This window comes from Neobacillus niacini, assembly GCF_046591715.1.
In the GTDB taxonomy this organism is placed as follows: Bacteria; Bacillota; Bacilli; order Bacillales; family Cytobacillaceae; genus Neobacillus; species Neobacillus niacini_L.
This window is the reverse complement of sequence record NZ_JAWVNQ010000019.1, coordinates 37,047-50,922: the sequence shown is the minus strand read 5'-3', so window position 1 is coordinate 50,922 and position 13,876 is coordinate 37,047. Positions and strand designations below refer to the sequence as shown.

Here is a 13,876-nt window from a genome sequence, read left to right as displayed (position 1 = left end):
AGTCACGAATGGAATCTATTCGTACCCGTCCAATGACAATTTTTATAAAAGAGGAAACGATATTTTTCAGATAATAAAGGAACTCAGAATAACTAAACAAAAGTGTTCTCCAAACACAAATAAAAAAGTACGAAGTGTTTTTGAATAAATCGTATCTAGACATACACCCAAAAGCAATTACCAACATAAGATATAGCGAGGGTCGCCCTGAAGAAGATAATTCTAAATTTTGTATACAATTACAAAAAATCGGAAAGAATAGATGTATGGAGGTGGTGTGGTTGAGTTCATTAGCACATAATCATTATCAGGAAACATGTGTTATTTGTGAAAATCAAAAACAAAAAGGGATACATCTATATACTTCATTTATATGTACAGACTGCGAGAAAGATCTAATTCAAACCGATACACATGATCCAAAATATAAATACTATCTGAAACAACTAAAAAAAATAACAACACCTGAAATTTTTTCATAAAAAGTCCGCCCGGGCTTTATTTTTTTTGTAAAAGGGGGTAGGTATGGTCATTTTTTGTTAAAATAAATGAGACTCATTTAAGGAGCATACCAATGAACAAACAAACCCGTATTCCTTTATATGAAGCATTAACAGCGCATAAAAATAAAAGTCTAATATCCTTTCATGTGCCTGGACATAAAGCAGGAATGATATTCCCACAGCAGTCTCAAACTATTTTTCAAGAGATTCTAAATATAGATGCAACAGAATTATCAGGCTTAGATGATTTACACGCCCCTCTTGGCGTCATAAAAGAGTCCCAGGAACTCTTAGCAGCCCTTTATCAGGTAAAGGAAAGCTTTTTCTTAGTCAATGGGTCTACCACGGGTAATCTTGCGATGGTCTTGTCTGTTTGCGGGAAAGATGATGTGGTTCTTGTACAGAGAAATTGCCATAAGTCAGTCTTAAATGCTCTAAAATTAGCAAAAGCCCGGCCAGTATTTTTAGAACCTGAGTACAACCATGAGTGGAGGACTGCAACAGGTGTTTCTAGGGATGTTGTCGAAGAGGCAATTGACCTTTATCCTGAAGCGAAAGCAATTGTCCTAACCTACCCGAACTACTATGGAATGGTGTATGATTTAAAAAGTGTTATCGAGCTTTCACATCTTCATAACATACTTGTATTAGTAGATGAGGCACATGGACCTCATTTTATTTTTGGAGATCCCCTTCCGTTGTCAGCAGTCCAGTTAGGAGCAGATTTGGTCGTTCATTCAGCACATAAAACTCTTCCGGCAATGACCATGGGTTCATATTTACATATAAACAGCCATCGGGTTAACAGCGGCATTGTCAGAGATTATTTGCAAATGCTTCAGTCAAGCAGTCCGTCATACGTGATCATGGCTTCACTTGACCTAGCTAGAAATTACTTAGCAACATACCAGCAAAGTGATATGGAATACTTACAAAAAGAAATAGTACGTTTTAAAAAAGAGCTCGCTGCGATTCCGAGCATAAAGGTTTTGGAGTATCCTGATTTACTAGGGGACACATTAAAGGTAACCATTCAGTCATGCTCTAAGCTAAGTGGATTTGAACTTCAAAAAAAGTTAGAAACGCTAGGAATTTTTACAGAGCTGGCAGACCCTTATAATGTGCTGATGATTTTTCCGTTATTGAAGAAAAATCACGAGTACCCGCTGCGAGAGGCAAGCAGGAAGATGACAGAACTTCTTAGAGATTTACCCTATTTTCCTATAAAGGAAGAAGTGGAAAGCAACAAAACTAAAATCTCTGAGTTAGCCATACCATTTGAACAAATGACCACTTATGAAAAGATAGCTGTGGACTTAGGAGCAGCAGCAGGAATGGTAAGTGCGGAGACGATTATTCCTTATCCGCCTGGAATTCCTCTTTTACTAACAGGCGAGCGTATTACAGAGGAAAAAATAAATCAGCTTACCCAGTTACTATATACAGGAGCCAGATTCCAAGGAGGTACGATCTTGGACAGGCAGCAGATTAATATATTTAGGACAGGTTAAGATTTTGGAGGTTTGCAATTAATGAAGAGCGGTTATTTTATCACATTTGAAGGTCCTGACGGTGCAGGAAAAACAACAATCATTAGTATGGTAGCAGAGGAATTAAAAGAAGCTTTACTAACACGGGAACCAGGCGGCATTGATATTGCAGAACAAATAAGAAGCGTGATATTAGATAAAGACAATACTGCGATGGACCCTCGGACGGAGGCATTGCTCTATGCCGCAGCGAGAAGGCAGCATCTGGTGGAAAAGGTTAAGCCGGCAATTGAGAATGGCAAGGTGGTCCTTTGTGACCGTTTTGTCGACAGTTCATTAGCCTATCAAGGGCATGCCCGTGGATTAGGAATTGATGAAGTATTCACAATTAATCAGTTTGCAATTGAAAAAATGATGCCTGACCTGACAATCTATTTTGATATCGAACCAGAAATAGGATTACAGCGGATTAACAAAAATAAAGGACGGGAAGTAAATCGGCTGGATTTAGAAAAACTAGATTTTCATCAGAAAGTCAGAGAAGGTTATCACCTCGTAATGGAAAGGTTTCCGGATAGAATTGTGAAAATCGACGCTTCAGGGGAAGTGAATGATGTCTTTGATAGAACGATGGAAATTTTAAAAGGTAAATTATTCGAACAAAGAGCCTTCTAAGTGAGGCTTTTTTATTTTTAGAGACAATTTTCAATTCCAGCACACTTCGAATATCAATGTGTGAAGGACAAATACCTGTTATAATATAGGAAAGATAACTGAAATAAGGTAAAGGGGTTGGTTGGGATGAAACTTATAATCGCTGTTGTTCAGGATCAGGATAGTAACCGTTTATCAAAGGCGCTGGTTGACAATAATTTTAGAGCAACTAAACTGGCAACAACAGGCGGCTTTTTGAAATCTGGCAATACCACCTTTATGATTGGAACAGAGGATATTCGTGTAGACCGTGCATTGCAAATCATAAAAGAAAATTGTAAATCGCGCGACCAATTAGTGGCGCCTGTTTCGCCTATGGGCGGGAATGCAGATTCCTTTGTACCGTATCCAGTTGAAGTAGAAGTTGGCGGTGCTACTGTATTCGTTCTGCCAATTGAACAATATATGCACTTTTAAAACATAACTATTGGTAAGAGAGTGATAAACTTGGTAAAAACATGGGATCAATTAGAAGAGCTGCAGCCTGCGGTGCTAAAAATGTTAAAGAACAGTTTGTTGAAGAATCGTGTTGCCCATGCCTACTTACTGGAGGGAATCAGAGGGACCGGAAAAAAGGAAATTGCCTTCTTAATCACCAAGGCCTTATTCTGTGATTCTTTAATCGAAGGCTATAAACCTTGTGAGACTTGTCATAACTGCCGGAGGATAAACAGCGGCAATCACCCTGATGTTCATAAGGTTGAGCCTGATGGATTATCAATTAAAAAGCAGCAAATCCAATCTCTCCAGGAGGAGTTCTCTAAAAAAGGGGTAGAATCGTCTAGGAAAGTATATATGATTACAGATGCAGACAAGATGAGTGTGAGTGCAGCAAATAGTTTACTAAAGTTTCTTGAGGAGCCAAACTCACAAACCACCGCCTTTTTATTAACAGAGCAGCTTCAGCAGCTGTTGCCAACCATTCTTTCACGGTGCCAAATTTTATCATTTAAACCATTATCTCCACAATCAATGATTAACCAGTTGATTGAAAATGGCGTCAATCCAATGAAAGCGCCACTATTAGCACAGTTAACGAATAGTCTTGATGAGGCATATGAATTAAATGTTGATGATTGGTTTGCACAAGCTCAAAAAATAGTGTTAAAATTATATGAGGTGTTGAAGAAAAATCCTTTAGAAGCAATGGTAACACTTCAAGGAGATTGGTTCACACACTTTAAAGAGAAAGAACAGATTAATCGTGGTTTAGATCTTTTACTTCTTATTTTTAAGGATTTATTATATATACAATTAGATAAACAGGAGCAAATCGTCTTTAAAGCTGAAAGCGATCGGTTAAGGCAGTATGCTCTTGAAACATCCGGACGGCGGTTATCGGATCAAATGTCGGCTATTCTCGAGGCAAAAAGGAAGCTTGCGGCCAATATGAATCCGCAGCTTATGATGGAAGAGCTTGTGTTAACTTTGCAGGAGGGATCTTCATTTGTATGATGTTGTAGGAGTACGCTTTAAAAAAGCGGGGAAAATCTATTATTTTGATCCAGGAGATCTCTCAATTCAAAAGGATGACTTTGTGATTGTTGAAACGGTACGAGGGGTGGAATATGGCAAGGCCGTCGTTCCTCGCAAACAGGTTGAAGAACATGATGTTGTTCTGCCATTGAAAAAGGTGGTAAGAATTGCAGATCATAAGGATCGAATGATTGTAGAAGAAAATAAACAAGCTGCCCAGGAAGCATATGATGTTTGTAATGAAAAAGTAAATGGACATCAATTAGATATGAAACTAGTGGATGTTGAATATACATTTGATCGAAATAAGGTGATCTTCTATTTTACAGCTGACGGCAGAGTTGATTTTCGTGAGTTAGTAAAAGATTTAGCATCTATTTTTCGGACAAGAATCGAATTGCGCCAGATTGGTGTCAGGGACGAAGCAAAAATGCTCGGAGGAATTGGTCCGTGCGGAAGAATGCTTTGCTGTTCTACGTTTTTAGGAGATTTTGACCCTGTTTCCATTAAGATGGCTAAGGATCAGAATCTTTCATTGAATCCTACTAAAATTTCTGGTTTATGCGGCAGACTTATGTGCTGTTTAAAATATGAAAATGATGAATATGAAGCAGCAAAATCACAGCTGCCTGACTTGGGAGAAATGATTGAAACTCCTCAAGGACGTGGGAAAGTGGTAGGATTAAATATATTGGAGCGGGTACTTCAGGTGGAAATAAAGGACCATGATCGAGTTCTGGAGTATACTTTGGATGAAATCATTAAAGAGGGTGCCTTTTCTATACAATCCACAGATTAAGAGGTGTGCGACGTGGATAAAAAAGAGATATTTGAATCAGTAAGTAATATGGAAACACAAATTGGCCATCTTTACCAGCAACTCGGGGAATTAAAGCAGCATTTAGCCGAAATACTAGAAGAGAATCATTACTTAAAGCTTGAAAACGAACATCTAAGACGCCGTTTAGATGTAACCACGGAAAAAGATAAGAAAGACGAGAAAGTGAAAAAAGGGACAACTTCCCGTGCATCTGCCGGTGATCGAACGTTGGACATCGGTGAAGGCTATGATAACCTTGCTCGTCTTTACCAGGAAGGATTTCATATTTGTAATCTTCATTTTGGAAGCTTGCGTAAGGAAGGCGATTGCTTATTTTGTCTTTCCTTTCTTAATAAGAAATAACGCAGAGGAGGTTGACCCAGGTCAGCCTTATTTTTTTACATATAATTTTGAGGTGGATTGTAGTGGTTATATTAAAAGATGATGAGCGGCTTGATTATTTGCTGGCAGAAAATTTAAGGATTATTCAGAGTCCATCCGTTTTTGCCTTCTCACTTGATGCCGTTTTGCTGGCTCGATTTGCGTACGTCCCTATTCAAAAGGGAAATATTATTGATCTATGCAGTGGAAATGGAGTTATTCCATTGTTTTTAAGTGCACGAACAAAAGGCAGGATTACGGGTGTGGAAATACAAGAGCGCTTGTATGATATGGCCGTAAGAAGTATTGAATATAACAATCTGGGGGAAAGGCTTCAGATGATTCATGGAGATATTAAAGAAGCTCCTAAGCAGCTGGGGCATGGAAAGTTTGATGTTGTTACCTGTAATCCGCCGTATTTTCCAACACCACAAAAAGAAGAAATGAATCCAAATGAACACTTAGCTATTGCTCGTCATGAAATTCTCTGTACGCTAGAGGATGCTGTAAAGGCATCAAGCCAGTTGGTAAGGCAGGGAGGGAAGGCGGCTTTCGTCCATCGTCCGGGAAGATTAATGGATATCATAACAGCAATGCGTAAGTATCGCCTAGAACCAAAGCGGATACAGTTTGTCTATCCAAAGCAAGGAAAAGAGGCAAACACATTATTAATTGAAGGAATTAAAGATGGCAGCCCTGATTTGAAAATACTTCCTCCTTTATTTGTTTATAATGATGAAGGGGAATACACTGCCGAAATCAGGAAGATTCTATATGGAGAAGAGTGAGGGGATAGAGCTAATGTGGCAGCAAAAGAGTTTTGAGAATGAGGAACATAAAGGAATACTTTATCTTGTCCCAACTCCAATCGGCAATCTAGAGGATATGAGTTTTCGTGCAGTAAGGATATTAAAAGAAGCAGACTTGATTGCAGCTGAGGATACTAGAAACACAAGAAAGTTATGTAACTACTTTGAAATCCAAACGCCTGTTGTCAGCTATCATGAACATAACAAAGAAGCGAGCGGTGAGAAACTCATTCATAAGATTAAGGACGGGATGAAAATTGCACTAGTCAGTGATGCAGGGATGCCAGCTATATCAGATCCAGGATATGACCTAGTCCTTGCTGCAATCAGTGAAAAAGTAACGGTAGTTCCTTTACCGGGTGCAAATGCAGCTCTTCCGGCTTTAATTGCATCAGGATTGTCCTGTCAGCCTTTCTATTTTTATGGTTTCTTAAACCGAGGGAAAAAGGAAAAGAAAGCAGAGTTAGAAACCTTAAAAAGACAAACAGGAACGCTCGTTTTTTATGAGTCACCGCATCGCCTCAAAGAAACCTTGACAAGTATGTATAATGTCTTTGGTAACCGTAAAGTCGCAATTTGCCGGGAATTAACTAAAAAGTTTGAGGAGTTTATTCGAGGTACCCTTGAGGAAATTTTAGATTGGGCTAATCAAGATGAAATACGTGGTGAATTTTGTTTAATTATTGAAGGTGCAGATGAAAGTAAAGTAAAGGAAGAAGAAATGAATTGGTGGGAAACCATGTCGATAGAGGAACATGTCAATCACTACATTAGTATTAAAGAGGTTCCCTCAAAAGAAGCGATCAAGCAGACTGCAATTGACAGAGGACTAAGCAAACGGGAAGTGTACCAGGCTTACCATATCAACTAGTATTAAAAAAGCTTCTCCCGAAAAAGGAGAAGCTTTTTGTTTATTATTTTACTAATTCAAATTGGCTTTTGATTTCGTTAACTAACTGCTCTGCGCCTTCACGGCTAAGGATTAGTTTTCCGCCGGCAAGTGCTAAGTTTTCATCAGAAACTTCGCCCGTTACTTGGCAAGTCATATTTGGCTTGTATTTCTTTAAGATAATGCGCTCATCATCAACATAAATTTCTAGGGCATCCTTTTCTGCAATACCAAGTGTTCTTCTTAATTCGATTGGAATAACCACACGGCCTAATTCATCAACTTTACGTACAATACCTGTAGATTTCATTTTACTAGCTCCTCTCATTATTAACCTATTAATTTATTTCTCTATCTCTATCTATTCGTCATTATTCGACATTATTTTTATAAACTAATAATACCAGCCATTCCCATTTCCGTCAATTACTTTTAAATAAAAAGTAATGGCAAATATTATCAGTTTACAAGAATGTTGATATATCAACAAATAATGAATGACTATTCATCTGAAATAGATTTTTAATACTATTGTTGTATTACTATAATTGTTTTTAATGAAATTGTAACATTCGACAAAAAACTACAATATTGACAATTTCACTTATATAATTTTCGACAGGAATCCGTAGTTTTATGGGGGGAGATATTGAAAAAATAAAATTAATCTTTTGTTTATATATGGGTTTATTGCACATTTATTGATTTTTGGGTATATTTTGATGATATAAGAGGGTGAAAAAGGGCTATAATGATTTAGTAGAAAAGTCGATTGACCTATTAGGAGGATATCAAATGCAAGGAAAATTAAAAACTTTTTATCTCACTACTCCGATTTATTATCCAAGTGGAAATTTACATATTGGCCATGCGTACACAACTGTAGCTGGTGACGCTATGGCACGCTATAAAAGGATGCGCGGATTTGATGTTATGTATTTAACAGGAACCGATGAACATGGGCAAAAAATTCAGCGCAATGCAGAGGAAAAGGGGATTTCTCCTCAGCAGTATGTTGATGAAATTGTGGATGGGATTAAGGATTTATGGAAAAAGCTCGATATCTCCTATGATGACTTTATTCGCACAACCGACGAGAGACATAAACAGATTGTCGAAAAGATCTTCGCCAGACTGCTTGAACAGGGGGATATATACCTCGATAAGTATGAGGGCTGGTACTGTACGCCGTGTGAATCTTTTTATACAGATCGCCAGTTAGTTGATGGAAATTGTCCTGATTGCGGCAGAGGGGTAGAAATTGTTAAAGAGGAATCTTACTTTTTCAAAATGAGTAAGTATGTGGATCGTCTATTGCAATACTATGAGGAAAATCCTGAATTTATCCAGCCGGAATCACGTAAAAATGAGATGATTAATAATTTCATAAAGCCAGGCTTAGAGGATTTAGCCGTTTCTAGAACAACCTTTGATTGGGGAGTAAAGGTGCCGGGTGATCCAAAACATGTAATTTATGTATGGATTGATGCCTTATCGAACTACATTACGGCTCTCGGTTATGGGACAGATAATGATAGTAAATACTTGAATTATTGGCCAGCAGATGTCCATCTTGTTGGAAAAGAAATTGTTCGTTTTCATACGATTTATTGGCCGATTATGTTGATGGCGCTTGATCTCCCGCTTCCTAAAAAGGTTTTTGCTCATGGCTGGTTATTAATGAAGGACGGCAAAATGTCCAAATCAAAAGGAAATGTCGTAGATCCTGTCACACTAATTGATCGCTATGGTCTTGATGCACTTCGTTATTACTTATTAAGAGAAGTGCCATTTGGTTCAGATGGTGTCTTTACTCCTGAGGGGTTTGTCGAAAGAATTAACTTTGATCTGGCCAATGACCTTGGTAATCTGTTAAATCGTACAGTGGCAATGATTGAAAAATATTTTGATGGGATTATTCCTGCTTATTCGGATTCAATCGGTGAATTTGATCAAGCACTGCTTCAGGTTAATCGTGAAACAGCAGCTAAATATGAGGAAGCTATGGAAAAAATGGAGTTTTCAGTTGCATTAACATCCATTTGGCAGTTAGTAAGCAGAAGTAATAAATATATAGATGAAACACAGCCATGGACATTGGCGAAGTCTGAGGAGCGCAAAGATGAGCTTGCAAGTGTCATGGCTCATTTAGCTGAATCATTAAGAAGAATAGCTGTTCTTCTTCAGCCTTTCTTAACGTTGACCCCTAATGGAATTTTTCAACAGCTTGGCGTTAATGACGATGAGCTTAAAGCTTGGGAGAGTTTAGAGACTTTTGGGGCGATTCCAAATGGAACAAAGGTTTCGAAAGGAAGTCCTTTATTCCCGCGCCTTGAAATTGCAGAAGAAGTTGAATTTATCCGAGCTAAAATGGGCGGATCAACTCCGAGTGCCGAGGAGAAGCAGGCTGTAAAGGAAGAAGAAAAGCCTGAGACATTGGATGAAATTGCTATAGACGATTTTATGAAAATTGATTTGAGAGTGGCAGAGGTTATTCAGGCGGAGCCTGTTAAAAAGGCAGATAAACTTCTAAAGCTTCAGCTGGATTTAGGCTATGAAAAACGACAAGTAGTGTCTGGTATTGCGCAATATTATAAGCCTGAGGATTTAGTTGGAAGAAAAGTAATTTGTATTACAAACCTAAAGCCAGTGAAGCTGCGTGGTGAATTATCACAAGGAATGATACTGGCAGGTTCAAAGGATGGTTCTTTATCATTAGCGACAGTTGACCAATCACTGCCTAATGGTTCAAAAGTAAAGTAGAAATTCCTAATGGAAATGTTCCACGTGAAACAAATTTCGTGGCATTTCCATTTTTTCTTTATTAGTTCGACAATAAATAATGATGATATTCGATAAAGGGGTTTGGCAAATGCTATTTGATACACATGTCCATTTAAATGCAGAACAATTTGAGGAAGATTTAGAAGAAGTAATCTCAAGGGCACAAGAAGCAGGCGTGTCAACAATGGTTTGCGTAGGTTTTGATCGGCCGACTATAAAAAAGGCTATGGAGCTTGCGGACAGATATGAATTTATCTATGCCTGTGTCGGCTGGCACCCTGTCGATGCTATTGATATGACAGAGGATGACTTAGTATGGATAGAAGAGCTGGCATCTCACCCAAAAGTAGTGGCAATTGGGGAAATGGGATTGGATTATCATTGGGACAAGTCTCCAAAAGACATCCAGAAGGAAGTGTTTAAAAAGCAAATCCGGTTAGCAAAGAGAGTTAAGCTTCCGATTGTGATTCATAATCGTGAAGCAACAGCGGATATTGTAGAAATATTAAAAGAGGAGGATGCGGCTGAAGTTGGAGGAATCATGCATTGCTTCAGCGGGAGCCCTGAAGTTGCATTAGAATGTCTAAAAATGAATTTTCTTATCTCATTAGGAGGACCTGTTACGTTTAAAAATGCCAAAAAGCCCAAAGAAGTGGCAGCGGCTGTTCCGTTAGAAAAACTGCTGATTGAAACGGATTGCCCGTATTTAGCACCGCATCCTTATCGTGGAAAACGCAATGAACCAGGATATGTAAAGCTTGTAGCACAGGAAATTGCGGAGATCAAGGGCATAACTTTCGAGGAAGTGGCAGAGGCAACAACAGCAAATGCAAAAAAATTATTCGACATAAACTGATAGACAAGTTTGTCGAAGTTAATAGAAGCTTGTCCAAATTTTTTGCTATAACTTAAAGTTCTACACGTCTCCTTTTCCTCATAGGATAACCGTGTCGAGAAGTTTTCCTTTGCAAATTTCCCAACTATATGCATAATTAGAAATACGTTCACAACAAATGCAAGGGTTGACAGCCGGCAGCATGTTTCTCAATAATCTCTCCGAGAAAAGGAGGCGTTTTTCATCGTATTCAAAAACATGAAAAACCTGTTTCCAAAGTCTTTGAGTAAGAAGAGGTTGGCAATCACTTTTGCTAGTTTTGTAGTTTTAGCAGCGCTTCTTGGTTTTTCATACTATGAAGGATCTAAGTATACGGTTGCACTGACTCTTAACGGACAGCAAAAAGTAATAAAAACACATGCCAATAAGGTTAAGGATATATTCACTCAGCTGGGTATATCACCAAACTCTAAAGACTACTTGTCACCTCCCGCAGATGCTGAGGTGAAAGACAATTTACATATTGTCTGGAAACAAGCCAAACAGGTTCAAATGGTCCAAGACAACGAGAAAAAAACGATATGGACAACAGCAGGTACGGTTGCTGAGCTCCTAAAAGAGCAAAAAATTGTATTGAACGAACAAGATGAAATCTCACCTAGACCCGAGGAAAATATTAAAAATAAGATGGAAATCAGCATTAAATCAGCTCTTCATCTTACATTAGTTGACGGCGGGATAGAGCAGCAGGTATGGTCCACTTCGGCTACGGTCGCTGACTTTTTAACACAACAGGGAATTAAACTTAATGAATTTGACCGAGTTGAACCGTCATTATCAGAGACATTGAAAAGGGATGGCGTTATAAACGTCATACGCGTAGAAAAAGTCACCGATGTAGTGGAAGAACCAATTCAATTTGCTGTTATCACCAAGAAAGATGAGAGTTTAGAAAAAGGAAAACAAGTAACAATTAATGATGGCAGGCAGGGTCTTATTTCAAGAGAATATGAAGTCATCTTAGAAAACGGTAAAGAGGTTTCAAGAAAATTAATTAGTGAGCAGAGTCTTAGAGAGAAACTCGATAAAGTTGTGGCTGTTGGAACGAAGGATTTAGATATTCAAGTTTCCCGTGGAGCAGAAACTGGAACTGAGTTTTATGTTAATACTACTGCCTATACAGCCTATTGTAATGGCTGTTCAGGGGTAACAGCAACCGGATTTGATTTACGTGCCAATCCAAATGCAAAAGTAATTGCTGTAGATCCCCGCGTGATTCCGCTGGGAACAAAGGTGTATGTAGAAGGCTATGGCTATGCTGTAGCAGCGGATACTGGCGGAGCAATAAAGGGCCATAAGATTGATGTATTCTTTCCAACTAAGGCGGAAGCGTTCCGCTGGGGAGTCAGAAAGGTCAAGATTAAAATATTACAATAAGCTTGCCATTGCAGAGGTTAATCAGCCTCTGCATTTTGCTTTTTCGCTAATATTCTTTATACTTACAACGAATACATTCAAGTATTTACTTCATAATATGAAGGCATTTGTTAATATAGACGATGGACATTACAAAAATGTTTCATTTATTTTTCAATTTTAATTTAGTTTTTTTATCATTCATGTACGGAGGAAATAATGAAGATTAAGGAATTCATTGTGGTGGAAGGAAAGGATGATACCACAGCGATTAAACGAGCAGTTGATGCGGATACCATTGAAACCAATGGGTCGGCGATTAATGAAGATACCCTTGAAAAAATTAAAAGAGCACAAAAATCTAGAGGAGTAATCATCTTTACTGACCCTGACTATCCAGGTGAGAAGATCAGGAAAACAATAGCCGAAAACGTACCGGGCTGTAAGCATGCTTTTATACCGAAGGAAGATGCTATCGCAAAAAATGGAAAAGGCCTCGGTGTTGAACACGCCTCTCTTGAGGTAATAATCAACGCTTTAAGAGACGCACAAATAATGTCAGATGTGATTAAAGAGGAAATTACACAAGAGGATTTAATTACAGCGGGCCTCATTGGAGGAGCCGGTTCCAAAGAGCGAAGAATAAAGTTGGGAAAAATTTTAAAAATTGGTTATACCAATGGTAAACAGCTTTATAAGCGATTGATGATGTTTCAAGTCAGCAGGCAGGAATTTATAGAAGCACTTGGAGTTGTTATACAGGAGGAAAAAAATGAATAAAGACATTGCTACCCCGATTCGAACACGGGCCATCCTAGAAAAATACGGATTTTCATTTAAGAAAAGTTTGGGACAGAACTTTTTAATCGATACAAATATCTTACATAGAATCGTTGACTTTGCAGAAATGGGTGATAACTCAGGGGCAATCGAAATTGGTCCTGGTATCGGGGCTCTTACCGAACAGCTTGCACGCAGCAGTAAAAAAGTGGTTGCGTTTGAAATTGATCAAAGATTACTGCCTATCTTATCGGACACTCTTTCGCCTTATGATAATGTAAAGGTAATCCATAAGGATATACTAGAGGCAGATGTTCAGGAAGTCATAGATGCGGAGTTTACCAATATCGAGGATCTTATGGTTGTCGCCAATCTTCCATACTACGTGACTACACCGATTATTATGAAGCTGCTCGAGGAACAGATTCCTATAAGAGGGATTGTGTGTATGCTTCAAAAGGAGGTCGCTGACCGCATTTCAGCTAGTCCTGGGACAAAGGAATACGGATCGCTTTCAATAGCTGTACAGTACTACACAAAGGCGGAGACTGTTATGATTGTTCCGAAAACGGTCTTCGTCCCGCAGCCAAATGTAGATTCAGCCGTAATCCGGTTAATTAGAAGGGAGAAGCCGGCTGTAACCGTTAAGGATGAAAAGTTCTTCTTTCAAGTCACTCGTGCAAGTTTTGCACAAAGGAGAAAAACAATATTAAATAATTTAACAAGTCAGCTGCACGGTGGGAAAGAGAAGAAGGAAGAAATTATTCGTGCTTTAAATGCTGCTGGAATTGAGCCGACAAGAAGAGGGGAAACTCTTTCTGTTAGTGAATTTGGAAAATTGAGTGATGAATTATATACCTATTTTCAATAGACCTGTTTAGGTCTATTTTTTTTATGCCTGTGTTAATTAGGCTGTTGATTTGCGCTAATTTGAACGGGTCATTCACACTAACTTGTGTAGTTGCATAGCCTATCAAAG

At 38.5% G+C, this 13,876-nt stretch carries 15 protein-coding genes; 14 read left to right on the top strand and 1 reads right to left on the bottom strand.

Features of this window, described 5'->3' with window-relative positions; all coding sequences use genetic code 11:
- The first annotated feature begins 266 nt into the window (after nucleotides 1-266).
- From SFC47_RS23985 to rsmI, 9 genes are all read left to right on the top strand, one after another.
- Nucleotides 267-482, top strand: coding sequence for a sigma factor G inhibitor Gin (locus SFC47_RS23985; protein WP_411257076.1), 216 nt, complete (start codon nucleotides 267-269; stop codon nucleotides 480-482).
- A 92-nt stretch (nucleotides 483-574) separates the two neighbouring features.
- Complete coding sequence (locus SFC47_RS23980; protein WP_411257068.1) at nucleotides 575-2,014, top strand: aminotransferase class I/II-fold pyridoxal phosphate-dependent enzyme; 1,440 nt, start codon at nucleotides 575-577, stop codon at nucleotides 2,012-2,014.
- A gap of 21 nt (nucleotides 2,015-2,035) precedes the next feature.
- A complete protein-coding gene (gene tmk, locus SFC47_RS23975) occupies nucleotides 2,036-2,668 on the top strand; it encodes a dTMP kinase (protein ID WP_411257066.1) in 633 nt (210 codons plus the stop codon).
- Between the two features lie 126 nt (nucleotides 2,669-2,794).
- Nucleotides 2,795-3,124: a cyclic-di-AMP receptor gene (locus SFC47_RS23970; RefSeq protein ID WP_132097048.1), complete on the top strand. Its 330-nt coding sequence runs from the start codon at nucleotides 2,795-2,797 to the stop codon at nucleotides 3,122-3,124.
- Between the two features lie 30 nt (nucleotides 3,125-3,154).
- Nucleotides 3,155-4,162 carry a DNA polymerase III subunit delta' gene (holB, locus tag SFC47_RS23965; RefSeq protein WP_411257064.1) on the top strand — a complete coding sequence of 336 codons (1,008 nt, stop codon included), beginning with the start codon at nucleotides 3,155-3,157 and terminating at the stop codon, nucleotides 4,160-4,162.
- Nucleotides 4,155-4,982: a PSP1 domain-containing protein gene (locus tag SFC47_RS23960; protein WP_411257063.1), complete on the top strand. Its 828-nt coding sequence runs from the start codon at nucleotides 4,155-4,157 to the stop codon at nucleotides 4,980-4,982. The genes holB and SFC47_RS23960 overlap by 8 nt, the downstream gene beginning before the upstream one ends.
- A gap of 12 nt (nucleotides 4,983-4,994) precedes the next feature.
- Entirely contained in the window at nucleotides 4,995-5,366 is a 372-nt protein-coding gene (yabA, locus tag SFC47_RS23955; protein WP_411257061.1) for a DNA replication initiation control protein YabA, read from the top strand.
- Nucleotides 5,367-5,428: 62 nt separating this feature from the next.
- The gene (locus SFC47_RS23950; protein ID WP_411257060.1) at nucleotides 5,429-6,172 is read left to right on the top strand and encodes a tRNA1(Val) (adenine(37)-N6)-methyltransferase; all 744 of its coding nucleotides are present in this window, start codon (nucleotides 5,429-5,431) and stop codon (nucleotides 6,170-6,172) included.
- Nucleotides 6,173-6,185: 13 nt separating this feature from the next.
- Nucleotides 6,186-7,064: a 16S rRNA (cytidine(1402)-2'-O)-methyltransferase gene (gene rsmI, locus SFC47_RS23945; protein WP_411257075.1), complete on the top strand. Its 879-nt coding sequence runs from the start codon at nucleotides 6,186-6,188 to the stop codon at nucleotides 7,062-7,064.
- Between the two features lie 43 nt (nucleotides 7,065-7,107).
- Here the strand turns inward: rsmI and abrB are convergent, their stop codons facing one another.
- The gene (gene abrB / locus SFC47_RS23940) at nucleotides 7,108-7,392 is read right to left on the bottom strand and encodes a transition state genes transcriptional regulator AbrB (protein ID WP_411257059.1); all 285 of its coding nucleotides are present in this window, start codon (nucleotides 7,390-7,392) and stop codon (nucleotides 7,108-7,110) included.
- A 485-nt stretch (nucleotides 7,393-7,877) separates the two neighbouring features.
- Here abrB and metG point away from each other — a divergent pair, with 485 nt between their 5' ends.
- The 5 genes from metG to rsmA all read left to right on the top strand — a co-directional run bounded on the left by metG (nucleotide 7,878) and on the right by rsmA (nucleotide 13,768).
- Nucleotides 7,878-9,845, top strand: coding sequence for a methionine--tRNA ligase (gene metG / locus SFC47_RS23935; protein ID WP_411257058.1), 1,968 nt, complete (start codon nucleotides 7,878-7,880; stop codon nucleotides 9,843-9,845).
- Between the two features lie 109 nt (nucleotides 9,846-9,954).
- Nucleotides 9,955-10,722: a TatD family hydrolase gene (locus SFC47_RS23930; protein WP_411257057.1), complete on the top strand. Its 768-nt coding sequence runs from the start codon at nucleotides 9,955-9,957 to the stop codon at nucleotides 10,720-10,722.
- A 237-nt stretch (nucleotides 10,723-10,959) separates the two neighbouring features.
- The gene (locus SFC47_RS23925) at nucleotides 10,960-12,138 is read left to right on the top strand and encodes a ubiquitin-like domain-containing protein (protein WP_411257055.1); all 1,179 of its coding nucleotides are present in this window, start codon (nucleotides 10,960-10,962) and stop codon (nucleotides 12,136-12,138) included.
- A gap of 198 nt (nucleotides 12,139-12,336) precedes the next feature.
- Complete coding sequence (rnmV, locus tag SFC47_RS23920) at nucleotides 12,337-12,897, top strand: ribonuclease M5 (protein ID WP_411257053.1); 561 nt, start codon at nucleotides 12,337-12,339, stop codon at nucleotides 12,895-12,897.
- Nucleotides 12,890-13,768 carry a 16S rRNA (adenine(1518)-N(6)/adenine(1519)-N(6))-dimethyltransferase RsmA gene (rsmA, locus tag SFC47_RS23915; RefSeq protein WP_411257052.1) on the top strand — a complete coding sequence of 293 codons (879 nt, stop codon included), beginning with the start codon at nucleotides 12,890-12,892 and terminating at the stop codon, nucleotides 13,766-13,768. Before rnmV ends, rsmA begins: the two co-directional genes overlap by 8 nt.
- Nucleotides 13,769-13,876 lie beyond the last annotated feature (108 nt).

Coding starts and splice junctions, on each gene's coding strand:
- SFC47_RS23985 (WP_411257076.1), top strand. CDS start 267: ATGGAGGTGGTGTGGTTGAGTTCATTAGCACATAATCATTATCAGGAA.
- SFC47_RS23980 (WP_411257068.1), top strand. CDS start 575: ATGAACAAACAAACCCGTATTCCTTTATATGAAGCATTAACAGCGCAT.
- tmk (WP_411257066.1), top strand. CDS start 2,036: ATGAAGAGCGGTTATTTTATCACATTTGAAGGTCCTGACGGTGCAGGA.
- SFC47_RS23970 (WP_132097048.1), top strand. CDS start 2,795: ATGAAACTTATAATCGCTGTTGTTCAGGATCAGGATAGTAACCGTTTA.
- rsmI (WP_411257075.1), top strand. CDS start 6,186: ATGTGGCAGCAAAAGAGTTTTGAGAATGAGGAACATAAAGGAATACTT.
- abrB (WP_411257059.1), bottom strand. CDS start 7,392: ATGAAATCTACAGGTATTGTACGTAAAGTTGATGAATTAGGCCGTGTG.
- metG (WP_411257058.1), top strand. CDS start 7,878: ATGCAAGGAAAATTAAAAACTTTTTATCTCACTACTCCGATTTATTAT.
- SFC47_RS23930 (WP_411257057.1), top strand. CDS start 9,955: ATGCTATTTGATACACATGTCCATTTAAATGCAGAACAATTTGAGGAA.
- SFC47_RS23925 (WP_411257055.1), top strand. CDS start 10,960: ATGAAAAACCTGTTTCCAAAGTCTTTGAGTAAGAAGAGGTTGGCAATC.
- rnmV (WP_411257053.1), top strand. CDS start 12,337: ATGAAGATTAAGGAATTCATTGTGGTGGAAGGAAAGGATGATACCACA.
- rsmA (WP_411257052.1), top strand. CDS start 12,890: ATGAATAAAGACATTGCTACCCCGATTCGAACACGGGCCATCCTAGAA.